The organism is Delftia sp. Lp-1 (genome assembly GCF_020523835.1).
Classification (GTDB): domain Bacteria; phylum Pseudomonadota; class Gammaproteobacteria; order Burkholderiales; family Burkholderiaceae_C; genus Comamonas; species Comamonas acidovorans.
Genome location: NZ_JAJALJ010000001.1, coordinates 1,568,358 through 1,590,877, shown reverse-complemented (window position 1 = coordinate 1,590,877; position 22,520 = coordinate 1,568,358). Strand labels below are relative to the sequence as shown.

19 protein-coding genes and 1 other RNA gene are annotated in these 22,520 nt (G+C 63.7%); 12 read left to right on the top strand and 8 right to left on the bottom strand.

Going from position 1 to position 22,520, the window contains the following annotated elements:
- Positions 1-67: 67 nt before the first annotated feature.
- From LGR64_RS06855 to LGR64_RS06845, 3 genes are all read left to right on the top strand, one after another.
- Positions 68-298, top strand: coding sequence for a DUF4224 domain-containing protein (locus tag LGR64_RS06855; RefSeq protein WP_230355113.1), 231 nt, complete (start codon positions 68-70; stop codon positions 296-298).
- Positions 295-1,323 (top strand): tyrosine-type recombinase/integrase, encoded by a 1,029-nt coding sequence (locus LGR64_RS06850; RefSeq protein WP_230355112.1) that lies wholly within the window; start codon positions 295-297, stop codon positions 1,321-1,323. Before LGR64_RS06855 ends, LGR64_RS06850 begins: the two co-directional genes overlap by 4 nt.
- Positions 1,324-1,736: 413 nt before the next feature.
- Positions 1,737-2,171: a YbaY family lipoprotein gene (locus LGR64_RS06845; RefSeq protein ID WP_141836284.1), complete on the top strand. Its 435-nt coding sequence runs from the start codon at positions 1,737-1,739 to the stop codon at positions 2,169-2,171.
- Positions 2,172-2,242: 71 nt separating this feature from the next.
- Here LGR64_RS06845 and LGR64_RS06840 read toward each other — a convergent pair whose 3' ends face one another.
- Positions 2,243-2,866, bottom strand: a complete 624-nt coding sequence (locus LGR64_RS06840; protein WP_230356163.1) for a glutathione S-transferase family protein — start codon at positions 2,864-2,866, stop codon at positions 2,243-2,245.
- 101 nt (positions 2,867-2,967) lie between these two features.
- Between LGR64_RS06840 and LGR64_RS06835 the strand changes: the two genes are divergently transcribed.
- Positions 2,968-3,432, top strand: coding sequence for a ribonuclease HI family protein (locus LGR64_RS06835; RefSeq protein ID WP_230355111.1), 465 nt, complete (start codon positions 2,968-2,970; stop codon positions 3,430-3,432).
- Positions 3,433-3,491: 59 nt separating this feature from the next.
- Here the strand turns inward: LGR64_RS06835 and LGR64_RS06830 are convergent, their stop codons facing one another.
- The 3 genes from LGR64_RS06830 to LGR64_RS06820 form a co-directional block, all read right to left on the bottom strand.
- On the bottom strand, positions 3,492-3,818 hold the full coding sequence (locus LGR64_RS06830) for a tetratricopeptide repeat protein (RefSeq protein WP_012206511.1): 327 nt from the start codon (positions 3,816-3,818) through the stop codon (positions 3,492-3,494).
- Positions 3,819-4,215: 397 nt separating this feature from the next.
- Entirely contained in the window at positions 4,216-4,428 is a 213-nt protein-coding gene (locus LGR64_RS06825) for a hypothetical protein (RefSeq protein WP_141836278.1), read from the bottom strand.
- Positions 4,429-4,801: 373 nt separating this feature from the next.
- Positions 4,802-8,620, bottom strand: coding sequence for an ExeM/NucH family extracellular endonuclease (locus LGR64_RS06820; RefSeq protein ID WP_141836275.1), 3,819 nt, complete (start codon positions 8,618-8,620; stop codon positions 4,802-4,804).
- Between the two features lie 457 nt (positions 8,621-9,077).
- Here LGR64_RS06820 and LGR64_RS06815 point away from each other — a divergent pair, with 457 nt between their 5' ends.
- Both LGR64_RS06815 and LGR64_RS06810 read left to right on the top strand, forming a co-directional pair.
- The gene (locus LGR64_RS06815) at positions 9,078-9,374 is read left to right on the top strand and encodes an H-NS histone family protein (protein WP_141836272.1); all 297 of its coding nucleotides are present in this window, start codon (positions 9,078-9,080) and stop codon (positions 9,372-9,374) included.
- A 97-nt stretch (positions 9,375-9,471) separates the two neighbouring features.
- Positions 9,472-9,690 carry a hypothetical protein gene (locus LGR64_RS06810; RefSeq protein ID WP_012206514.1) on the top strand — a complete coding sequence of 73 codons (219 nt, stop codon included), beginning with the start codon at positions 9,472-9,474 and terminating at the stop codon, positions 9,688-9,690.
- Positions 9,691-9,832: 142 nt separating this feature from the next.
- Here LGR64_RS06810 and ssrA read toward each other — a convergent pair.
- From ssrA to ompA, 4 genes are all read right to left on the bottom strand, one after another.
- Positions 9,833-10,210, bottom strand: a transfer-messenger RNA (tmRNA) gene (ssrA, locus tag LGR64_RS06805).
- Positions 10,211-10,222: 12 nt separating this feature from the next.
- Entirely contained in the window at positions 10,223-10,888 is a 666-nt protein-coding gene (locus LGR64_RS06800; protein ID WP_088164208.1) for an HAD family hydrolase, read from the bottom strand.
- 5 nt (positions 10,889-10,893) lie between these two features.
- Positions 10,894-11,616: a bifunctional 2-polyprenyl-6-hydroxyphenol methylase/3-demethylubiquinol 3-O-methyltransferase UbiG gene (ubiG, locus tag LGR64_RS06795; RefSeq protein ID WP_141836269.1), complete on the bottom strand. Its 723-nt coding sequence runs from the start codon at positions 11,614-11,616 to the stop codon at positions 10,894-10,896.
- 84 nt (positions 11,617-11,700) lie between these two features.
- Positions 11,701-12,360, bottom strand: coding sequence for an outer membrane protein OmpA (ompA, locus tag LGR64_RS06790; protein ID WP_012206517.1), 660 nt, complete (start codon positions 12,358-12,360; stop codon positions 11,701-11,703).
- Between the two features lie 229 nt (positions 12,361-12,589).
- Here ompA and gyrA point away from each other — a divergent pair, with 229 nt between their 5' ends.
- The 6 genes from gyrA to rpsA all read left to right on the top strand — a co-directional run bounded on the left by gyrA (position 12,590) and on the right by rpsA (position 22,500).
- Entirely contained in the window at positions 12,590-15,256 is a 2,667-nt protein-coding gene (gyrA, locus tag LGR64_RS06785; RefSeq protein ID WP_034395021.1) for a DNA gyrase subunit A, read from the top strand.
- Positions 15,257-15,379: 123 nt separating this feature from the next.
- Positions 15,380-16,489, top strand: a complete 1,110-nt coding sequence (gene serC / locus LGR64_RS06780) for a 3-phosphoserine/phosphohydroxythreonine transaminase (RefSeq protein ID WP_141836266.1) — start codon at positions 15,380-15,382, stop codon at positions 16,487-16,489.
- Positions 16,490-16,508: 19 nt separating this feature from the next.
- Positions 16,509-17,609: a prephenate dehydratase gene (gene pheA / locus LGR64_RS06775; RefSeq protein WP_013801628.1), complete on the top strand. Its 1,101-nt coding sequence runs from the start codon at positions 16,509-16,511 to the stop codon at positions 17,607-17,609.
- A complete protein-coding gene (locus LGR64_RS06770; protein WP_230355110.1) occupies positions 17,609-18,487 on the top strand; it encodes a prephenate dehydrogenase in 879 nt (292 codons plus the stop codon). Before pheA ends, LGR64_RS06770 begins: the two co-directional genes overlap by 1 nt.
- A gap of 114 nt (positions 18,488-18,601) precedes the next feature.
- Positions 18,602-20,629, top strand: coding sequence for a bifunctional 3-phosphoshikimate 1-carboxyvinyltransferase/cytidylate kinase (locus LGR64_RS06765; protein ID WP_141836263.1), 2,028 nt, complete (start codon positions 18,602-18,604; stop codon positions 20,627-20,629).
- Positions 20,630-20,796: 167 nt separating this feature from the next.
- Positions 20,797-22,500 (top strand): 30S ribosomal protein S1, encoded by a 1,704-nt coding sequence (rpsA, locus tag LGR64_RS06760; RefSeq protein ID WP_288124655.1) that lies wholly within the window; start codon positions 20,797-20,799, stop codon positions 22,498-22,500.
- Positions 22,501-22,520 lie beyond the last annotated feature (20 nt).

Below are 22,520 nucleotides of genomic sequence, written 5' to 3'. Positions count from 1 at the left end.
ACCCCATGTGCCCGATCCAACCCCAGAGCCAGCACCCGCTGGCCTTTGTTTTTGAAAGGTGCCCACCATGAGCATCAGCCTGACCCTCTCTGAAGACGAAATCAGGGAGCTCACCCACTACCAATGGCCCTCCCTGCAGCTCAAGGCGCTGCACAAGCGCGGGTTCTTCCGCGCCCGCATCAGCGATCGCACGGGCAAGGTGCTGCTGGAGCGCGACCACTACCTGGCCGTATGCGCTGGTCCAGCGCCGTCCACCGTGCCGCGCGTGCGGCCGCCGCAGATGCGGAGGCCAGCATGAGCAAGCGCCGCAGCGACCTGCCCAAGCGTGTCTATGAAAAGGGCGGCGCCTATTGGCATGTCCGCGCCGAAGGGAAAAAGCGGATTTGGACGCGCCTATCCACCATCCGTGACGGCCTACCTGCTCTGTACCGCGCCCTGGCCGATATGGAGCAGGCAGACCAGGCCCGGGACAGCATGGCCGCACTGATCGCGGACTGGCTCGCAGAGGTCGGCAGCCGACACAGCGTGAAAACGCAGGCTAACGATGCCTACCAAACGCGCACCATCTCCGAATCGTTCCAGGAGTTTCGCGCGCAGGAGGTCACTGCGCCGGCCATCGTGGAGTTCCTGAAACACTTCAGCGACAAGCCGCGCACCTACAACGCCTACCGCTCCATGCTGCGAGAGCTGATGCGGTTCGCCGAAGAGAAAGGCTACCGGCCTCCAGGCACGAACCCGGTGGACAGCCTCAAGACAATGTCCGTGAAGGCGCGCACGCGGTACATCACGGATTCCGAGGTGCGCCGCATCAAGGTGGCCGTGATGTACGGGGACGATGGCAAGCGCACGCGGTCCGGACACACGATCTGTGCGCTGATCGATATGGCGTACCTGACCGGGCAGCGCATTGGCGACCTGCTGACCCTGCGGTGGAGCGATGTGGGCAAGCAGGGGATAGCGTTCCAGCCGGCCAAAACCGAGGGCTCGACCGGAGCCCAGGTCCTGATCGCATGGACGCAGCGCCTGCGCGATGTGGTGGACCGCCTGCGAGGACTGCCCAACCAGAGCCCCAGTTTCGTGTTCTGCACGCTGCAGGGCCAGCCCTACACCTACTCGGGCGCGTCCACCGCCTGGAAACGGGCAGTGAAGCGGGCCGGCGTCAAGGACTGCCATTTCCACGACCTCCGCGGCAAGGCCCTTACCGATGTGGACCGTGGGCGCGGAATCATGGAGGCGCAGCGCATGGGCGCCCACTCCACCCAGTCCCAGACCGCCGACTATGTGCGTCACAAACGTGCGCTGAAGGTGGATGCGACACGCTGAATTTTTTCTAACGCGCCTCTGCGCTGCCTATGGCGGGCAGCACCATTTGCAGATGCGCGCGTTAGAAGAAAACGGTGCAAGCCGTTGATTTCAATAATTCGACCGGCTGCTTTGGGAGCAGAGGGTCGCGAGTTCGAATCCCGCCGCTCCGACCAAATGATTCAAGCCCCTGGTTCGAAAGAGCCAGGGGCTTTTGTCTGTCCAGATCGCAAGTGTTCAACCGAGCGTCGCCAGCGCAGCGCCCGCAGCACGGGCACAAACCTTTCACACCCTTGCCTCCAAGACTGGCAACCAGCCAGCAGATCGGCCCATGCGACTTTGGGAAATGGCAGCAGCTTGCGTTGAGCCTGCTCCTACAGCCCCGCAAGCCACGCCAGGCCAGACTGGGACTCCCAAATCAAGAAGGAGCTCCAATGAATTCCAACAGCCTTCAGCGCCGCACAGCCCTGGCCCTCGTGATGTCCGCAGTACTGCTGGGTGCATGCGCCCAGACCCAGCCGGCGCCCAATGCGCCCGTCACTGCGGTCATGGGAACGGTCGACCTGAGGGAGCCCGCTCCGCTTGCGCCCGATGCCGTGCTGGTCGTCGAATTGCAGGACACCTCGCGCGCCGATGCTCCCGCCCCGGTGATATCCCAGCAGTCCATGCGGCTCGAAGGCCTCAAGCCGCCCTACAGCTTCAAGCTGCCCGTCGAGCCCAGCCGCCTGAATCCTGCTGCGCAATACACGGTCACCTCACGCATTACCCAGGGCAACCAACTCATCTTCATCAATGACACCGTCCACCCGGTCCTGACCCGTGGTGCAGGCTCGAAGGCCGACATGATTCTGGTGCGCGTCGCCCCCTGACCCCACACTTTCAACAACCAAAGCCCGCAGGAAACCTGGCGGGCTTTGTCACGCAGGGCGCCAAACCGCCATCAAGGCGTGCCGTTGGCGCCGTGCAGGCGAAAGCCCGCCCGCTCGCAAAGCCGTTCGTAGTAGGCGCGGACTGCAAGCAATTCAGGGCGCTCCATGGGCGCCGACATCCAGCGGTGCGTGGACAGACCCAGCACGATATCGGCCAGGCTCAATTGCGCGCCAGCAGCAAAGGCGCCGGTGCGCGACAACTGGTCCTCCAGAATGCGCATGTGGCGATGCCAGTTCGCCATGCTGCCAGCCAGTTGCGCGGGGTCCTGATGCTCAGGGCTGTTTCTCACCAACCCCATGAAGGCATAGCGCCAGGCATTGTTCAGCTCGGTGGCCTGCCAATCCATCCACTGCTCGACAAGCGCGCGCTCGGCGCGCGCTGCCGGCAGCAGGTCCTGCCGGTCATGGCGGGCCGCCAGGTAGCGGCAGATGGTATTGGACTCCCACAGCACCAGCGGTCCATCAAGCAGCACCGGAACCATCGCATTCGGGTTGAGCCCCAGAAATCCCGGCTCCTGCGTCGATCGATGGCCTGAACCCCATTCCTCCTGGTCGAAAGAAATTCCCAACTCCACGCAAAGCCACAGCACCTTGCGCACATTGATGGACGATGACTTGCCCAGAATCCTGATCATTCGCTGCCTTCTTCGGTTTCGGTGATTTGCAGACCTGCATTGTCCCGCGCCATCCGACAAGAAATGCGACCGAACCTCCACCGCTGCCGCATGATGCAGGCATGCCCCTGGAAAAGCCCTCATCACGCCCAAGCGCCTGCGACCCCGCGCTCTCAGATGCCGACCTCTGGACTGCCTACATCGATGCAAGCGCCGTACCCAACCCCGGACGCATGGCCATGGGCGCCGTCATCACCGCACCCGACGGACGCCGCCACCTTCTGTCCGAGCCCTGCCCCGAGCGAGGCTGCAACAACGAAGCCGAACTGCGCGCCCTGATGGCCGCGCTGCAGGCCCTGCAAGCCCTGCAGGCGCGCCGCCTGAGCATCTTCACGGACAGCAGCATCCTGGTGGAGCAGTTGACTCCATCGCCACGCCCCATCAAGCCCATCGCGCGCCTGGCAGACCTCTTTGATGAGGCCCGCACCATGCTGGCGGGATTCGAGCACGTGCAACTGCGCTGGATACCCCGCCACCGCAACACCGAGGCCGACGCCCTGGCCAGGGAAGCTCTTTTGCAGGCGTGAATCCCGCTCCGCACCAAAACACACACACCCGCACCCACACCCTTTCGCAGGGTCTCGACTCAGCCCGCCTGCTGCCTGTCCAGGCGCTTGAGGAACACCCCAATCTCCTTTACGACCTGGGCATCCCCCTTCTGCTGCGCGCAGGCCAATCCCGTATTCCACGCCCGCCGCGCTCCAGCAGCGTCGCCCAGCGCCAGCAATGCCCGGCCCAGCAGCTTCCACGCCACCGAATAGCCGGGATCGAGTTCAGTGGCCCGCTCCAGGTGTGAATGAGCCACCTCAGGCGCCTCGTTTTCAAGATAGGTCTTGCCCAAGGTACAGCGCAGCAGGGCCGAGTCCTTGCCGGATGCGAGCAGGCCCTCAAGCCTTTGCGTCATTTCATTCATCTTCAAACCCCTTCAGTGGCAACACAGGCCCGTGGCTCCAGCGGCAAATTCTGCCTCTGCTATAATCCCGTGGTTGTCTGCGCAGGCAATGCTGTATCTCACGCCGGCGCGTCGTGCACTACGACGAAAAAAACAACGGTGACAGCCGCAGAGACGTTCTGCCGTAAAACGATGGTCGCGTAATAGCCATCGTCCACATTCCCAGAAAAAAGCCCGCTCCACAGCGGGCTTTTTGCATTGCACGGCGCATTTGGCTTGAGGGGGTTGCATCGGAGTACAAAAAAACAGCTTTACGGCTCAGATGCATGCAACTTCGGCTGCTTTGACCCCATCAAGCACCTTGTTTCAATTTACACTTGACAACCAGGAAGGACCGGAGACGCAGACGCAAGCGCTCTCATTCAAAACCCCTAGCATGTGTCCTTCCTGGATTGATCGCATGGAACGCTCCATTCAGCGCCCCGGCCGCCTCCGCAGCCGGGGCGTTTTTCTTGAGCGGCACCACGTCAGATACCAGTTCAGCAGGCGAAAACCGCAAAACACAAGCTTTTTCTAATTCCAGAGAAAGTTCTGGGTTTATTTGAGAATGATTCTTGTTTGCGTATATCATTCAACCCATGCTGCAGCATTCATGGTGTTGCAGCAGTTCAGTTTCATCGTGGGGCGACTCGTCAGGCCAGTTCAGCCTGCAGTCGTTTTTGCCAGCCAGCGGTATGCCGGTTAGCCAGGCTCTTTTTCAAGCACGATCGTTTCTGGATATCTCTCTCATTCCTTGCACCGAGAAGGCGCCCGCAGCAGCAGACGCGCCACTTTCGCACCCAACCCGGCCATCATCAAGCATCGGCCTGCGGTTGCACACCAAGATCCTCTCCCACCTATCCCTCTTGCACGCAGCCAGGCAAATGCCTGTCCGCAGTTTCCCCTGCCCCAATGCAAAAAGCCCGGCCTGCACGTGGTGCAGACCGGGCTTTTTCACGGCAGCATCAAGGGTTGCGGCGGCGCAGACGGATGGCCAGTCCACCCATCATCAGGCTCAGCAGCGCGACCGCCCACTCGCTCAGTGACGGAATCGCCGCCGGCGTACCGCCACCGACCGCGGCAGGCAGCACCAGGGCCGAAGGGTCTTCCACACGGCCATTGGCCAGCAGATCGTCATCGCCCAGGCCGCCATCGCGCAACACGAAGGAGACGACGCGCCCCTGCAGCGTTGCAGGTATACGGTACCAGTGCTGCGTGGTGTTATCTGCCGTGCGGCCCCACTTCCAGTATTCAGCACCACTGGGCAAATCGTTCGGATAGGTCAGCCTGACCGTCACGAGCGCACCCGCATCACAGCCATCGGTATTGAGCTTCAGCAGCCCGTGTGGCACCACCGCCCCAGGACGTGGAGTACCCGGTGCCGCCACGACCTGCGGCGGCTCGGCCAGGCGGCAGTTGGCGCCACCGCCCACGACCTCGCCCGCAACCGCAATCTGGCTTGCTCCGGTGATGTTGAATCGATTGGCCGGGTCCACTGCGCCCGCGGCGGTCGCCAGCAGCGGATAGCTGGCCGTCACAGCCGCATGGACACCATCGCTCACGCTCAGTTGCAGGCTGGCCGGGCCGGCTACCGAAGCCATGTACATGGCGGCGCGCAATTGCTGCGACACCTGTTCGGGGCTGCCGCGCAGTTGAATGCCGGGCTGTGCAGCATCTGCATCCTCCAGGCCCAGCACCTGTCCGCCGCTGGCGACGATGGACAGTGTGACGACGGAGCTGTCGGCATCGGCCACCACCACGTCCGCCAGATCGGCCGCCTGCCCCACCACCACTGCCTGCGCATTGGCAGGCACGCCACTGAACGATGGCGCCTGGCCACCAAAACTCAGCCCCAAGAGGATGGGGTTGTGGTCACTGGAACGATAGGCAGTGGGCGCATAGAAGCTGGCCTGCTGATCCAGCGACTTGAACTCGACGTTGTAGTCGAGCACCTCGGGCTCCTCGGCATTGATGGCCCACTTGACCGCACGCCCCACGCTGGGCTGCAGACTGGTGCTCACCAGCACATGGTCCAGCGAACCCCACATTCCGTCGAATGCATAGGACAGCCCCTGGGAGACCTTGACATAGCCGCTGGTCTCCAACGTGGTGATGGGGTCTTCCTTCGCATAGGCGTTGAAATCACCCACCAGCACCACGTGGGGGCTGGTCGCGCCTGTGGGCCGGGTTGCCAGCCAGTTGCTCAGTTGCTGGGCCGTCTTCACGCGTGCCGCGTTGTTGGCGCCCTGGCCGTCGAGCACGTCCGCATTGCCTGCGCCACCGAGCACGCTGCCCTTGGATTTGAAATGGTTCACCACCAGCGTGAACTGCTCCGTGCTGCCGCCCACGGCAAAGGTCTGCGCAATCGGCACCCGGGCTCCGCCGATGCTTCCGTTGAAGGCATCGTAGGTAGAGACATTGGGTGCCGCTGCGCTGCCCACCGGCGTGACGCGGTCGCTGCGATAGAGGATGGCCACGGTAATGGCATCCGTGCCCGCACCTGGCACCGTGCCTGCAGCCTCACTGAAGGGAGCCTTGACCACCGAATACACGGCGCCGGCAGGCTTGTCCGCACTCGCGTTCAAGGCGTCGGCCAGATCCTGGATGGCGCTGCCCGGGCCAAAGCCATTGTTCTGCACCTCCATCAGGCCGTACACATCGGCGCCCAGCCCCAGCAGATTGGCCACGATCTTGGCGCGCTGCCTGTCCAGCTCAGCAATGCTGTTGGCACCGCGAATTCCCTGCTGGTTGCCCAGCGGCGTGTTGAACATCACCTGGGAAGAGCCGCTTGTGGCTCCGGTCAGGTTGAAGAAATTGAGAACGTTGGCCGATGCGATCTTGAGCGTGGCCGCTCCCACGGCCTGCTGCAATTCAGCAGCTGAAGGTCGCGCGGCCCCCGTGAACTGCGGCGTCTGCGTGGGCTGCACGCGGTAGCTGGTCAGATAGGGCTCGCTGGCGGCAGCATCAAAGAACTGGTCGAGCACGCCGATGACGCGGTCCACGCCATCGCCAGCGCGCAGCGTGTTGGACGCCGACAGCGGCAAGCCGCCACGACCCGGCACGAACTCGGGATTCTGGGCCCCGGAGCGATCATCGAGAATGATCTGGCTGCGCTGCAGCGTCTGCACGTAGGCTGCATAGCCCGCCACGCTGGGAGCGTTGACTTCGGTGTACTGCGCCAACGGCGTATCGGCAGACAGCGTGACATTGCCGTAGCGGCCCAGCGTGCGGTTATCGCTCACCACCAGCTTGCCGCCTGCGGTGGCGGATGCCACCTCCACACGCATGCCTTCCAGACGCTCCCATTGCCCCATGTCGCTGACAGGCAGTGCGATGCGCACCGGCTCCGGCAAGGCCGCCGCGCCGCGGACCACGAAGTCCGTGATGGCGCTGAGCTGGGTCTGATTGCGGAACTCGCTCACCGAGGCGGAAATCTGCACCAGCTTGCCCACCGTGCTCTCATCCACGCCAGGATTGGCGTTGCCGTAGTAGACAAAGACGCCCTCCGAGGTAGCAGCATCGCCATCGGAGTCTGCCGCCTCTTCCTGCACGAAGAAGCCGCTCAGTCCAGGCATATAGGCCGTCACCACGGCACTCACCGTCACCTTCTGCCCCACCAGAGGAGACTGGTCGCCAGAGCCCTGGACCGCAGAAATCCTGGTGACCGGCGGCTCGTCTCCCGTCGTGAAGCCCAGCGTCGTGCCGTTCCACACATTGCCCGAGGTATCCAACACCGGCTCGCCCACGGAAACCAGGCTATAGGGCGTATTGACCGCCAGCCGCACACCCGCGTTGAGCGTGATGGTCGAGCCACTGAATTTCACCTGTGCCGCATCGCCAGCCTGCAGCGTTGCCACCACCGTGCCGCCCTGGCGCAGTTCGAAGCTGCCGCTACCGGGCTTCACCGCCTCATCGAAACTCAGCTTGATTTCGGGATTCAGCGCCACCCCGGTTGCCGCCGCCGCGGGAATGCTTGCCTGCAGCGTGGGCGCCGTGGCGTCGGGCAGCGCCAGGGTGATGGAGATGTCATCAATGGCCAGGCCGTGGTCGTTGCCCACATCATTGAGCTCCACCCAACGCAGCCACAGCGTGGCACCTGGCGCCCAGCCCAGGCCGCGCAGATCCCCGCCCACATTGTTCACCCGCCCGGCCACATTGCCGTCCACGGCGGCAGCAGTGCCAGTGGCAACAGGCGATTGCCAATTGAAGTTCGCGCCGGCAGGCAGCCATTCAGGCACGTCGGCAAAGGCGGCTCCCATGCCGTACTCCAGCACCATGGGCTGCGGTTCCGTATTGCCACCGTTGCGCCATTGCTCGCCGTTGAATCGCAAGGTGATGCCATCGACCGAGCCACCCGTGTCATTGCGCACCGCCAGCGCAATCCAACCCGCTACAGCGCCCTGGGCCGGACTGCCAAAGTAGGCCCCGCCTGATGCCACGCCCCCCAAGGCGCGGTCCGCGCTCAGCCCCAGGCTGTAGAAGCTGCCGGTGTTGGAGGCACCATTGCCAGCTACGTAAGAGGTGATGGATGCCAGGCTCTTGTTGAAGAGAAACCAGCCCGGCAAGGTGCTGTTATTGGCCCAGGCCAGCCCCGCCCCTGACGCGGCCAGGGTGTCGAAATTCTGCGTGTAGGTGCCGTTGAAGGGCACCTGCGCCCATACCCCGGCAGACGCCGAAAGAAGCAGGCCCGCACCATACAGGCGCCAACGATGGCGCTGCAATGGCGCACTCATCGGATTGGCCGGGTTGAAAACAAATGGAATCAGCGTGGCAGCAATGGACATGGATGCGCAATAAAAAAACAATGCGCTCCCCCCCATGGTTGCGCAACTCCCGGTTTATCGCGCATGGAGATGACCAGCCTGTGACTCGGCAGATGCTCCCCCGTCCTACGTGCAGACTCGCCTCTCACCCATCGGCCGGCCTGCGCACGGCAGGCATCATCGCCTTCAGTTTCTGCACCGTTTCATTGCCGGGTCTGGGGCATTTCCTCCTCCCTCCCTCTCATTCCCCCAGGAAGCTTTCAAAAAGCACCGGCTCTTTCTTCCCAGGCCAGCGCAAGCCGCTGGCCTTTTTCTTGGGCGCACCTCATCGCCCCAACCATCCCCATCACCTGTTCTGAACGCGCTACGTCGCTGGTGACCGTTCCTGCATTCCCACACTCTTTTTCTTACTCATAACTTACAAAATATTCATACCCGTGATATACACGCGCATCTCCCACTGAAAATCATCATTGCCATGACATCCGACTACAAGGCCCTGCTGCAACAAAAAGCCGAGCTTGAGAAAAAAATCGACGCACTCATCCAGAATGCGAAAACCGATGCGATCGCTGAAGCAAAGGCGATGGTGCAGCAATATGGCCTGACGAAGGAAGACGTCTTCCCCTCCGCCAAGAGCAAGCCCGGCAAGGCCGGCAAGCACAGCGTGGGAGAGCCCAAATTCCGCAACCCAGAAACCGGCGCCACCTGGACAGGCCGCGGCAAGCCGCCCAAATGGATAGAAGGCAAGGACCGCGCAAGCCTCGCCATCTGAGAATCAACACCGGGCGCCGGCCATGCCTCCAGTCGGCTCCCCCCTATTCCGCCGCGATGCCATACCATGCGATTTCCACCACAAGGAGGAAACGCACATGAGCAAACAGAGCACAGACACCCTGTTGGCAGCAGAACTGGCTGACCACTTCATAGAAGTCATCCTGTCCAACAAACCAGAGCTGCTGGTCTCGGGCATCGGCGGGGTGGCAGACCTGCACCACATACAGCACGGCGCCAAGGCCCTGGCGCATTTCCGCCTCACGCTGATCCAGGAACTGTCGCAACAGCCCATGCCCGACATGGGCAGCAGCTGAATCAACCCTGGGCCAGCCTCCTTGCCGAGCCCTTTCCCGTAGCTCGTGCGAAATCCGTGCGATTCCGACGACACCGCAGGACACTTGAAGACAAAAAAAACCGCCACACGCTGAGGTCATCAGTGTGTGGCGGTGTCTTGGATGGTGGAGCTGGCGGGAATTGAACCCGCGTCCGCAAGCCTTCGCCGGGCAGATCTACATGTTTAGCGTTCTGTTTTGAGTCTCGCCTCCCAAGTCGCGCAGGCGCACGCTACCCGGGATGCCAGCTTCCTTGGATCTTGCCACGTACTAAGAAGCCCAGCACGCAGCCAGCTGATGTAAATTCCCTTGCAGCCGGGAGGTATTGCTACCCCCTTGCCCAGCCCATCAGCGTGCTGTTGCAAGGCTCACCGGATTTAAGCGGCGAGTGCGAAACGTTCGTCGTTTGCAGTTAGTTTTTTGAATGGAGATTTACGAGCGTCACTCAAGCTCGACATGCACCACACCGGTCCCGAACCCACGTCGAAACCAGGACAGCCCCAAGCCTCCTATCTTAGCCTCTTTCCAGCAGTTTCAAGAGCTCCAGCGGAGAATAGATTTGCGCATCCGCCTGCCACTGCAGCGTATCGCCGGCTGCGCCGAGGTAGCCGTAGCAGGCCGCCACGGTCTTCATGCCTGCGGCCTTGCCTGCAACGATGTCGCGCTCATCATCACCCACATAGACAAAACACTGCGGAGGCAGGCCGATACGCGCGGCAGCTTCCAGCAACGGCGCTGGATGGGGCTTTGCGTGGGGCGTGGTATCACCGCTGACGATGGCACCAGCGCTCGCGAAAAGCGGCATCTGCTGCGTCAGCGGATCGGTGAAACGCATGGATTTGTTGGTGACCACTCCCCAGGGTATGGATGCCGCCTGGAGCTGTGCAATGAGCTCCGGGACACCATCGAACGCATAGGTGCGCTCGGTCATGCACTGCTCGTAGTTGCGGAAAAACTCCTCGCGCATCTCCGGAAACTCCGGCGAGTCAGGCGTGAGCCCGAAGCCCACGCCCAGCATCCCCCGTGCCCCGGCGCCCGCCATGGGCCGATACCGCTCATAGGGAAGCGACTGCAGGCCACGGTCAATGCGCATCCTGTCTGCGGCCGCACCCAGGTCGGGTGCACTGTCGATCAAGGTGCCGTCCAGGTCGAACAGAACAGCTCGGACTTCTTGCCACATGCGGCTCACCCTTCTGCCCGGCGCGTTGCCAGCATGTAGTTCACCGACGTGTCCGCGCTGAGCCAGTAGCGCCCGGTGATGGGGTTGTGCTGCAGACCCTTGCTCGCCTGCAGGTCAAGGCCAGCCTGACGGGCAAACATGGCGAGTTCGCTGGGCTGGATCAGCTTGGCGTACTCATGCGTCCCCTTGGGAATCATCTTGAGCAGGTACTCAGCCGCCACAATGGCCAGACCAAAGGACTTGGCACTGCGGTTGATCGTGGAGAAGAACACCCAGCCCCCAGGCTTGACCAGCTCGGCGCAGGCCGCGACCACGGAAGCGGGATCGGGCACATGCTCCAGCATCTCCATGCAGGTCACCACGTCAAAGGAGCCCGGCTGCTCCTCGGCCAGACGTTCCACGCTGACTTCGTGGTAGTGGATGTTCGGAGTACCCGTTTCCAGCGCATGCAACTGGGCCACGCGCAATGCCTTGGTGGCCAGGTCGATGCCCACCACCTCTCTCGCCCCCTTGCGGGCCATGGAATCGGCGAGGATGCCGCCACCGCAGCCGACATCAAGGACCCTGCGGCCCTTCAAGGGAGCTTGCGCATCAATCCAGTCCAGGCGCAACGGATTGATCTGATGCAAAGGTTTGAACTCACTTTCCGGGTCCCACCAGCGATGGGCCAGGCTGGAGAATTTCTCCAGCTCCGCCGGGTCGGCATTGACGTTGATTGCGTTGCTCATGGCTCGATTGTCGGTGATTGCGACGACCGTTCGGCCATAAAAAAAGCCCCGTTGCCGGGGCTTTTGCGGGAAGCAATCGAAAGATTACTGAGCGGCGCGGGTGCCGACCACTTCGATTTCCACGCGACGGTTCTTTGCGCGGCCTTCCTTGGTCTTGTTGTCGGCGATGGGCTGCTTTTCGCCCTTGCCTTCAGTGTAGACGCGGTTCTTTTCGATGCCCTTGGACACCAGGTAAGCCTTCACAGCTTCAGCGCGGCGGACCGACAGCTTCTGGTTGTAGGCGTCAGAGCCAACGGAGTCGGTGTGACCGACGGCGATGACCACTTCCAGGTTGATGCCCTTGACCTTGGAGGCCAGGTCATCCAGCTTGGCCTTGCCTTCGGGCTTCAGAACCGACTTGTCGAAGTCGAAGAAAGCGTCAGCAGAGAAGGTCACCTTGGAAGCCACGGCCGGAGCGGGAGCCGGTGCCGGAGCGGGAGCTGCCGGAGCGGGCGTTGCGGCAGGAGCCACAGCGGCTGCCACAGGCTTCAGGGCACCGTCGCAGTCAGCTGCTGCAGTGGCGGGCGTCCAGTTGGCATCGCGCCAGCACAGTTCGTTCGTGCCGTTCTTCCACACCAGTTCGCTGGTGCCGTTTTGCCAGTTGTCGATGGTCTTGCCACCGTCAGCAGCCTTCACTTGTGCGCCAGCAGCCGTTGCGAGGGCGGCAGAGGCAAACAACATCGCCACTTTGTTCAGTTTCTTCATGGTTCTCCTCTTGGGGAAAAAGCCGCAGCAGGGCTGCGAATCTGTGGACGTTATCAGTGACCATCACCAAAAACGTTGAATTGATTGTGCCATACGTCACAAGCAGACGGACCGCCAAGCGGGCGCCAACAAGTAGGACAGCGGCGGAATTCCAGGGTTATGTTGCTCGGCTGCTACACGTCATTCGACCTAAAATGGGCCTTTTCCCGCCGTCAGAGTATCGCCACACATGACCCAGTTTGCTAAAGAAACCCTGCCCATCAGCCTCGAAGAGGAGATGCGTCGCAGCTATCTCGATTACGCAATGAGCGTGATCGTGGGCCGGGCGCTGCCCGATGCGCGAGATGGTCTCAAGCCTGTGCATCGGCGCGTGCTGTTCGCCATGCACGAGCTCAACAACGACTGGAACCGGCCGTACAAGAAGTCGGCGCGTATCGTCGGCGACGTGATCGGCAAGTACCACCCGCACGGAGACAGCGCGGTGTACGACACCATCGTGCGCATGGCACAGGATTTCTCGCTGCGCCACATGCTGGTCGACGGGCAGGGCAACTTCGGTTCGGTGGACGGGGACAGCGCGGCGGCGATGCGTTACACCGAAATCCGCCTGTCCAAGATCTCCCACGAGATGCTGGGCGACATCGACAAGGAGACGGTGGACTACGGCCCAAACTACGACGGCAGCGAGCGCGAGCCGCTGGTGCTGCCCGCGCGGCTGCCCAACCTGCTGGTCAATGGTTCCTCGGGCATTGCCGTGGGCATGGCCACCAACATTCCTCCGCACAACCTCAACGAGGTGGTGGATGCCTGCCTGCACCTGCTGCAGACGCCTCAGGCCACCATCGACGAGCTGATGGAGATCATTCCCGCGCCTGACTTCCCCACGGCCGGCATCATCTATGGCATCAACGGTGTCAAGGAAGGCTACCGCACGGGTCGCGGACGCGTGGTGATGCGCGCCAAGTGCCACTTCGAGGACATCGATCGCGGCCAGCGCCAGGCCATCATCGTTGACGAGCTGCCCTACCAGGTCAACAAGAAGACGCTGCAGGAGCGCATGGCCGAGCTGGTGCACGAGAAGAAGATCGAAGGCATCAGCCACATCCAGGACGAGTCCGACAAGTCGGGCATGCGCCTGGTGATCGAGCTCAAGCGCGGCGAAGTGCCCGAGGTCGTGCTCAACAACCTGTACAAGCTGACCCAGCTGCAAGACACCTTCGGCATGAACATGGTGGCGCTGGTCGATGGCCAGCCCAAGCTGTGCAACCTGAAGGATCTGGTTGAGGTCTTCCTGCAGCACCGCCGCGAAGTGGTCACGCGCCGCACGGTGTATGAGCTGCGCAAGGCACGCGAGCGCGGCCATGTGCTGGAAGGCCTGGCGGTCGCGCTGGCCAATATCGACGACTTCATCGCCATCATCCGCAACGCGCCGACGCCGCCTGTGGCCAAGGCCGAGCTGATGACGCGCAACTGGGACAGCAAGCTGGTGCGCGAGATGCTGACGCGCACCCGCACCGATGGCGGCGTGGTCAACGCCGACGACTACCGCCCCGACGGGCTGGAGCGCGAATTCGGCATGCAGGCCGATGGCCTGTACCGCCTGTCCGAAACCCAGGCCCAGGAAATCCTGCAGATGCGCCTGCAGCGACTGACCGGCCTGGAGCAGGACAAGATCGTCGCCGAGTACAAGGACGTGATGTCCGTCATCGAGGACCTGCTGGACATCCTGTCCAAGCCCGAGCGCGTGTCGGCCATCATTGGCGACGAGCTCAAGCAGATCAAGGCCGAGTTCGGACAGAGCAAGGTCGGCGCCCGCCGCAGCACGGTCGAGTACAGCGCGCAGGACCTGTCCACCGAGGACCTGATCACGCCCACCGACATGGTGGTCACGCTCAGCCACACGGGCTACATCAAGAGCCAGCCGCTGTCCGAGTACCGCTCGCAAAAGCGCGGCGGACGCGGCAAGCAGGCCACGGCCACCAAGGAAGACGACTGGATCGACCAGCTGTTCATCGCCAACACGCACGACTACCTGCTGTGCTTCTCCAACCGCGGCCGCCTGTACTGGCTCAAGGTCTGGGAAGTGCCCGCAGGTTCGCGCGGCTCGCGCGGACGCCCCATCGTCAACATGTTCCCGCTGCAGGATGGCGAGAAGATCAACGTGGTGCTGCCGCTGACGGGCGAGTACCGCAGCTTCCCGGCCGACCACTATGTGTTCATGTCCACCAGCATGGGCACCGTGAAGAAGACGGCACTGGACGAGTTCTCCAACCCGCGCAAGGCCGGCATCATCGCCGTGGGCCTGGACGAGGGCGACTTCCTGATCGGCGCAGCCCTCACCGACGGCAAGCATGACGTGATGCTGTTCAGCGACGGCGGCAAGGCCGTGCGCTTCGACGAGAACGACGTGCGCCCCATGGGCCGCAACGCGCGCGGCGTCAAGGGCATGAACCTGGAAGAAGGCCAGAGCGTGATCGCCATGCTGGTGGCCGAGGACGAGTCGCAAAGCGTGCTCACGGCCACCGAGAACGGCTACGGCAAGCGCACCTCCATCGTGGAGTACACGCGCCATGGCCGCGGCACCAAGGGCATGATTGCCATCCAGCAGTCCGAGCGCAACGGCAAGGTCGTCGCCGCCACCCTGGTGCATGCCGATGACGAAATCATGCTGATCACCGACACTGGCGTGCTGGTGCGCACCCGGGTCTCGGAAATCCGCGAACTGGGCCGCGCCACCCAGGGCGTGACGCTGATCTCCCTGGACGAAGGCGCCAAGCTCGGCGGCCTGCAGCGCATCGTTGAAAACGATGCCAACGAAGTCGAGGACGAGGCCACGGGCGAGGAGGCCACAGGCGGCGACGAAGCCGCTGCCGAAGGCACGGGCGAGCCCGCCTGATGACCCAGCAGCCGCTGGGGCTGCCTCCCGCACTGGGAGCGCAGCCCCAGCGGCGGCTCAGATTTTTGACAGTTGCAGGCACCGCCCGAACTGGCGCCTGCGCGTGACTTGACAGTGAACTCCATGAACCGCCCTTACAACTTCTCCGCCGGCCCCGCCGCCATTCCCGCCGAAGTGCTGCAGCAGGCAGCCGCCGAAATGCTCGACTGGCACGGGTCCGGCATGAGCGTGATGGAGATGAGCCACCGCGGCAAGGAGTTCATCTCCATCTATGAACAGGCCGAGGCCGACCTGCGCGAGCTGCTGGCCGTACCGCCCGAGTTCAAGATCCTGTTCATGCAGGGCGGCGGCCTGGCCGAGAACGCCATCGTTCCCCTGAACCTGTCGCGCGCCGGCACGGTGGACTTCGTGCTCAGCGGCAGCTGGAGCCAGAAGTCGGCCAAGGAAGCACGCAAGTACGTGGCCGATGCGCACATCGCGGCCAGCGGCGAGGACGGCAAGTTCACCGCCCTGCCCGCCCCCGAGAGCTGGCAACTGAGCCGCGGCGCCAGCTACGTGCACATCTGCAGCAACGAAACCATCCATGGCGTGGAGTTCCAGGAGCTGCCCGACCTGAAGGCGCTGGGCTGCGATGCTCCGCTGGTGGTTGATTTCTCCTCGCACGTGGCATCGCGCCCCGTCGATTGGAGCCGCGTGGGCCTGGCGTTCGGCGGCGCGCAAAAGAACCTGGGCCCTGCCGGCCTGACCCTGGTCATCGTGCGCGAGGATCTGCTGGGCCACGCCCTGCCAGCCTGCCCTTCGGCCTTCGACTACAAGACCGTGGCCGACAACCAGTCGATGTACAACACGCCGCCGACCTGGGGCATCTACATCGCGGGCCTCACGTTCCAATGGATCAAGCGCCAGACCGAAGGCGGCCTGAACGGCGTGGCCGCCCTGGAGGCGCGCAACATCGCCAAGGCCGACCTGTTCTACCAGTACGTGGACCAGTCCTCGTTCTACGTGAACAAGGTCGCTGCCAATTGCCGCTCGCGCATGAACATCCCCTTCTTCCTGCGCGACGAATCGCGCAATGACGCCTTCCTGGCCGGAGCCCGGGAACGCGGCCTGCTGCAGCTCAAGGGCCACAAGTCCGTCGGCGGCATGCGTGCCAGCATCTACAACGCCATGCCCATCGCTGGCGTGCAGGCGCTGGTGGAGTACATGCGCGAATTCGAACAGCGCAACGCCTGACCGACCCACACTCACGCCCATGAGCACCACACCCCAAGCCTCTCCCGATCTGGCGCATCTGCGCGTGCAGATCGACGATATCGACCAGCAACTGCTGGACCTGCTGAACCGACGCGCCCGCGTGGCAGAGCAGGTCGGCGAGGTCAAGAAGCGTGAAGGCACGCCCTTCTTCCGCCCGGACCGCGTGGCCCAGGTCATCCAGAAGATCGAGTCCGCCAATCCCGGCCCGCTCAAGAACGGCCATGTCTCGGCCATCTGGCGCGAGATCATGTCGGCCTGCCTGGCGCTGGAGTCGCCCCAGCGCGTGGCCGTGCTGGGCCCGGCGGGCACGTTCTGCGAGGAAGCCGCCATCCAGTACTTCGGCGGCGCGGCCGATCTGATGTACTGCAACAGCTTCGACGAGGTGTTCCACGCCACGGCCGCAGGCAGCGCGCAGTACGGCGTGGTGGGCGTGGAGAACTCCAACGAAGGCGTGGTCACGCGCTCACTGGACATGTTCCTGCACACGCCCTGCCACGTGGTGGGCGAGGTCAGCCTGCTGGTGCGCCACAACCTGCTTCGCAGCAGCAACACGACCGAGGGCATCGAAGTCGTGGCAGCCCATCCCCAGGCCCTGGCACAGTGCCAGGGCTGGCTGGCCAAGCACCTGCCGCATGCCGAGCGCCGCCCGGTGTCCAGCAATGCCGAAGGCGCTCGTCTGGCAGCACTGCACCCCAACATCGCCGGCCTGGCCAGCGAACGCGCGGCCCAGCAATTCGGCCTGCATGTGGTGGCGCATGCCATCCAGGACGATGCCTACAACCGCACGCGCTTCGCCGTCATCTGCCTGCCGCACACGCTGGCCACGCCCTCGCCCAGCGGCCAGGATTGCACCAGCATCATCATCTCCGTGCCCAACCGCCCTGGCGCCGTGCATGACCTGCTGGTGCCGCTGAAGAGGCACGGCGTGTCGATGACGCGCTTCGAGTCGCGCCCCGCGCGCACCGGCCAGTGGGAGTACTACTTCTACATCGACCTCGAAGGCCACCCGGCACAGCCCAACGTGGCCAGCGCGCTGGAAGAGTTGCGCGGCCTGTGTGCCTTCTACAAGGTGCTGGGCACCTACCCGGTATCCAAGTGATGCAGCCCTTTGAACAACTGGGCCTGATCGGCTGCGGCCTCATGGGCGGCTCGTTCGCCCTGGCGCTCAAGCAGGCAGGGCTGGTCAAGCGCGTCGTGGGCTACAGCAAGTCGCCTTCGACGACCGAACGCGCTCGCCAGATGGGCGTCATCGATGTGGAGGCCCCCTCCGCCCTGCTGGCCGCCGCCGGTGCCGACCTGGTGCTGCTGGCCGTGCCCGTGGCGGCGACCGAGGCCACGCTCAAGTCCATCAAGCACCTGGTCACGCCCGAGATGATGATCATGGACGTGGGCTCCACCAAGGTCGATGTGGTGCATGCCGCCCGCTCGACCCTGCGCGACCAGCTCGGCTCCTTCGTGCCGGCCCACCCCATTGCAGGCAAGGAAGTCTCGGGCGTCGAGCACTCCGACCCCCAGCTGTACAAGGGCGCACAGGTCATCCTGACGCCCACCGAACGCACGCTGACCGACCACCTGCAAAAAGCCCGCTCCCTGTGGGAACTGCTGGGCTGCCGCGTGCGCGCCATGTCGCCCGAAGCCCACGACAGCGCCTTTGCCACGGTCAGCCACCTGCCGCATCTGCTGGCCTTCGCCATGATGCAAAGCGTGATCACCCAGCCCGACTCCGACGACGTGCTGTCCCTGGCCGGCCCCGGCTTCCGCGACTTCACACGCATTGCCGCAGGCGATCCCAAGATGTGGCGTGATGTGCTGCTGGCCAACAGCGAGCAGGTTCTGGCACAGTCGCGCCAGTTCCAGCAGGCGCTGCAGCAACTCGAATCCCTGATCCAGGCCGGTGACGGACAAGGTCTTGAAGACCGCCTGACCCTGGCCAGTGCCGCGCGCGCCCATTGGCGCATGGGCGCTCCGCGCCGCTGACGCGCAACGCAGGGCAAGCGCCAGACGCAAGCCCGGCGCACCCAAAGCGCTCCTGTGCATTGCGGCCGGCGCGGCCGCAATGCCTCCCGACAGCCTGTTTGCCTCCGAATTGCCATGTTCAGTACCGCCTTTCTCGATATCCCCCCTCTTTCCCGCGCGCAGGGCACGGTGAGCCTGCCGGGCTCCAAGAGCATCTCGAACCGCGTGCTGCTGCTCGCGGCACTGAGCCAGGGCACGACCGTGGTCCACGACCTGCTTGACTCGGACGACACGCGCGTCATGCTCCGGGCCCTGCAGCAACTGGGCTGCACGGTGGAGCCCGCAACCATCACCCTCGGCCAGCCCGTGCGCATCACCGGCCTGGGCGGCGTCCTGCCCTCTGGCGCCAGTGCCGAGCTGTTCATGGGCAACGCCGGCACGGCCATGCGGCCGCTGACGGCAGCCCTGTCCGTGCTGGGCGGCGACTTCAAGCTCAGCGGCGTGCCGCGCATGCATGAGCGCCCCATCGGCGATCTGGTCGATGCGCTGCGCCAGCTCGGCTGCCGCATCGACTATCTGGGCAACGAGGGCTTTCCTCCGCTGCACATCCGCCAGCCCGATTTCTCGCAGTTGCCGCACAGCCCCATCCAGGTGCGTGGCGATGTCTCCAGCCAGTTCCTGACCTCGCTGCTGATGGCGCTGCCGCTGCTGGCCAGCACGCGCGACATCACCATCGAAGTCGTGGGCGAGCTGATCTCCAAGCCCTACATCCACATCACGCTGGAATTGCTGGCCCGCTTCGGCATTGCCGTGCACAACGAGAACTGGCAGCGCTTCACCATCCCGGCCGGCAACCGCTACAGCTCGCCGGGCGAGATCCATGTCGAGGCAGACGCCTCGTCGGCCAGCTACTTCATCGCACTGGGCGCCATCGCCTCGGACAGCGCCGAAGGCATCCGCATCCTCGGCGTGGGACTGGACTCCATCCAGGGCGATATCCGCTTTGTCGAGGCCGCGCGCGCCATGGGCGCCGAGGTGGAAGGCGGCCCCAACTGGCTGCGCATCCGCCGTGGCGCATGGCCGCTCAAGGCCATCGACCTGGACTGCAACCACATCCCCGATGCCGCCATGACGCTGGCCGTCATGGCCCTGTATGCCGATGGCACGACCACGCTGCGCAATATCGCAAGCTGGCGTGTCAAGGAAACCGACCGCATCGCGGCCATGACCAAGGAACTGCGCAAGCTGGGCGCCGACGTCGAGGAGGGTGCGGACTTCATCCGCATCACTCCGCCCGCATCCACCGCCGCATGGCGTGCGGCCAGCATCCACACCTATGACGACCACCGCGTGGCCATGTGCTTCTCGCTGGCGGCCTTCAACCCGGCCGCCCTGCCCGTGCGCATCGAAGACCCCAAGTGCGTCGCCAAGACCTTCCCCGACTACTTCGAGGCCCTGTTCTCCGTCTGCGAGACGGCCCGCGCGCGCATTCCCGTGATCTGCATCGATGGCCCCACGGCCTCGGGCAAGGGCACGATTGCCGCCGAGGTCGCCCAGGCTCTTGGCTACCACCTGCTGGACTCGGGCGCGCTGTACCGGCTCACGGGACTGGCCGCATCGCGCGCCGGCCTGGTGCTGGACGAACCGCACGCCCAGCAGATCGCCGTGCTGGCGCGCGAGCTGCCCGTGCGCTTTGACGCCGAGCAGCGCATCTGGCTGGGTGACGAGGATGTCACCCTCATCCTGCGCAGCGAGGAGTCGGGCATGAACGCCTCGCGCGTCTCGGCCCTGCCTGCCGTGCGCGACGCGCTGGTGGACCTGCAGCTGTCCTTCCAGCAGCTTCCGGGGCTGGTTGCCGACGGCCGCGACATGGGCACGGTGATCTTTCCCCATGCTCCCCTCAAGGTCTATTTGTCGGCCTCCGCCGCCTGTCGCGCCGAGCGCCGGCATAAGCAGTTGATTTCCAAAGGAATTGCCGCTAACATAAGCGCCCTTCGGGCTGACCTTGAAGCACGCGATGCGCGGGACATGAACCGCAGCGTCGCACCGCTCAAGCCCGCCCAGGATTCCATGCTGCTTGACAGCTCCGAGCTCTCCATCGAAGAGGTGGCAGAACAGGTGCTTTCGTGGTGGCAGGAACGCCAGCCGTTCGGCCGCGACTGATTGCCAGTTGCGCCGCACGGTCGGCAAACCCGCCCTCCGGGCCCAGACATGGCGGCACCGCCCCATGTACGGCCCGAGGTCCATAGACTCCAACACCGTGGTTGAACCCACAACACCTCCGCAAACAGTCCTAGAAACGCCTGGCAATAGTGCCGGCGGAAACCTGTTTGCGGGCAAGGAAATACATGTCTGAATCTTTTGCCTCCCTGTTTGAAGAATCGCTGCAACGCACGGAAATGCGTCCTGGCGAGGTCATCACCGCTGAAGTCGTGCGCGTCGAGCACAACTTCGTCGTCGTGAACGCTGGCCTGAAGTCGGAAGCCTACGTGCCAATCGACGAATTCAAGAACGACCAGGGAGAAATCGAAGTCCAGGTGGGCGACTTTGTGTCGGTCGCCATCGGCTCGATCGAAAACGGCTACGGCGACACCATCCTGTCGCGCGACACCGCCAAGCGCCTGGCCTCGTGGCTGGCTCTGGAAAAGGCCCTGGAATCGGGCGAATTCGTGACCGGCACGACCTCCGGCAAGGTCAAGGGCGGCCTGACGGTGCTGGTCAACGGCATCCGCGCCTTCCTGCCCGGTTCGCTGATCGACACCCGTCCGATCAAGGACCTGACTCCGTACGAAAACAAGACGATGGAGTTCAAGGTCATCAAGCTGGACCGCAAGCGCAACAACGTGGTGCTGAGCCGCCGCGCCGTGGTCGAAGCCTCGATGGGCGAAGAGCGCGCCAAGCTGATGGAAACGCTGAAGGAAGGCGCCATCGTTCAAGGCGTGGTCAAGAACATCACCGAATACGGTGCGTTCGTGGACCTGGGCGGCATCGACGGCCTGCTGCACATCACCGACATGGCATGGCGCCGCGTGCGTCATCCCTCGGAAGTCGTGCAGGCTGGCCAGGAAATCACCGCCAAGATCCTCAAGTTCGACACCGAGAAGAACCGTGTCTCGCTGGGTCTGAAGCAAATGGGCGACGACCCGTGGATGGGCGTTTCGCGCCGCTACCCCTCGAGCACCCGCCTGTTCGGCAAGGTCACGAACATTGCCGACTACGGCGCGTTCGTCGAGCTGGAACCCGGCATCGAAGGCCTGGTGCACGTCTCCGAAATGGACTGGACCAACAAGAACATTGCTCCGACCAAGCTCGTTACCCTGGGTGACGAAGTCGAAGTCATGGTGCTGGAGATCGACGAAGACAAGCGTCGCATCTCGCTGGGCATGAAGCAGTGCAAGGCCAACCCCTGGCAAGAGTTCGCGCAGAACACCAAGCGCGGCGACCGCGTCAAGGGCCCGATCAAGTCGATCACCGACTTCGGCGTGTTCGTGGGTCTGGCTGCCGGTATCGACGGCCTGGTGCACCTGTCCGACCTGTCCTGGAACGAGCCCGGCGAAGCCGCCGTGCGCAACTACAAGAAGGGCCAGGAAGTCGAAGCCATCGTGCTGGCCGTGGACGTCGAGCGCGAGCGCATCTCCCTGGGCATCAAGCAGCTGGACAGCGATCCCTTCACGACCTTCGTGACCGTGAACGACAAGGGCCAGATCGTGTCGGGCAAGGTCAAGACGGTGGACGCACGTGGTGCTGAAATCGACCTGGGCGAAGACATCATCGGTTACCTGCGTGCTTCGGAAATCGCCGTGGACCGCGTGGAAGATGCCCGCTCGGTGCTGAAGGAAGGCGACGAGATCACCGCCGTGGTGGTCAATGTGGATCGCAAGACCCGCAACATCCAGCTGTCGATCAAGGCCAAGGACCAGGTCGACCAGCAAGAAGCCATGGCTTCCCTGTCCGCTCAGTCGGCCAAGGAAAACGCCGGCACGACCAGCCTGGGCGCCCTGCTGCGCGCCAAGCTGGACAACTCCGACAAGTAATCAGCAGCCAGTCTGCTGAC

Bases quoted from the DNA above. Each gene is read 5' to 3' on its own strand.
- LGR64_RS06855 (WP_230355113.1), top strand. From the start codon at position 68: ATGAGCATCAGCCTGACCCTCTCTGAAGACGAAATCAGGGAGCTCACC.
- LGR64_RS06850 (WP_230355112.1), top strand. From the start codon at position 295: ATGAGCAAGCGCCGCAGCGACCTGCCCAAGCGTGTCTATGAAAAGGGC.
- LGR64_RS06845 (WP_141836284.1), top strand. From the start codon at position 1,737: ATGAATTCCAACAGCCTTCAGCGCCGCACAGCCCTGGCCCTCGTGATG.
- LGR64_RS06840 (WP_230356163.1), bottom strand. From the start codon at position 2,866: ATGATCAGGATTCTGGGCAAGTCATCGTCCATCAATGTGCGCAAGGTG.
- LGR64_RS06835 (WP_230355111.1), top strand. From the start codon at position 2,968: ATGCCCCTGGAAAAGCCCTCATCACGCCCAAGCGCCTGCGACCCCGCG.
- LGR64_RS06830 (WP_012206511.1), bottom strand. From the start codon at position 3,818: ATGAATGAAATGACGCAAAGGCTTGAGGGCCTGCTCGCATCCGGCAAG.
- LGR64_RS06825 (WP_141836278.1), bottom strand. From the start codon at position 4,428: ATGATATACGCAAACAAGAATCATTCTCAAATAAACCCAGAACTTTCT.
- LGR64_RS06820 (WP_141836275.1), bottom strand. From the start codon at position 8,620: ATGTCCATTGCTGCCACGCTGATTCCATTTGTTTTCAACCCGGCCAAT.
- LGR64_RS06815 (WP_141836272.1), top strand. From the start codon at position 9,078: ATGACATCCGACTACAAGGCCCTGCTGCAACAAAAAGCCGAGCTTGAG.
- LGR64_RS06810 (WP_012206514.1), top strand. From the start codon at position 9,472: ATGAGCAAACAGAGCACAGACACCCTGTTGGCAGCAGAACTGGCTGAC.
- LGR64_RS06800 (WP_088164208.1), bottom strand. From the start codon at position 10,888: ATGTGGCAAGAAGTCCGAGCTGTTCTGTTCGACCTGGACGGCACCTTG.
- ubiG (WP_141836269.1), bottom strand. From the start codon at position 11,616: ATGAGCAACGCAATCAACGTCAATGCCGACCCGGCGGAGCTGGAGAAA.
- ompA (WP_012206517.1), bottom strand. From the start codon at position 12,360: ATGAAGAAACTGAACAAAGTGGCGATGTTGTTTGCCTCTGCCGCCCTC.
- gyrA (WP_034395021.1), top strand. From the start codon at position 12,590: ATGACCCAGTTTGCTAAAGAAACCCTGCCCATCAGCCTCGAAGAGGAG.
- serC (WP_141836266.1), top strand. From the start codon at position 15,380: ATGAACCGCCCTTACAACTTCTCCGCCGGCCCCGCCGCCATTCCCGCC.
- pheA (WP_013801628.1), top strand. From the start codon at position 16,509: ATGAGCACCACACCCCAAGCCTCTCCCGATCTGGCGCATCTGCGCGTG.
- LGR64_RS06770 (WP_230355110.1), top strand. From the start codon at position 17,609: ATGCAGCCCTTTGAACAACTGGGCCTGATCGGCTGCGGCCTCATGGGC.
- LGR64_RS06765 (WP_141836263.1), top strand. From the start codon at position 18,602: ATGTTCAGTACCGCCTTTCTCGATATCCCCCCTCTTTCCCGCGCGCAG.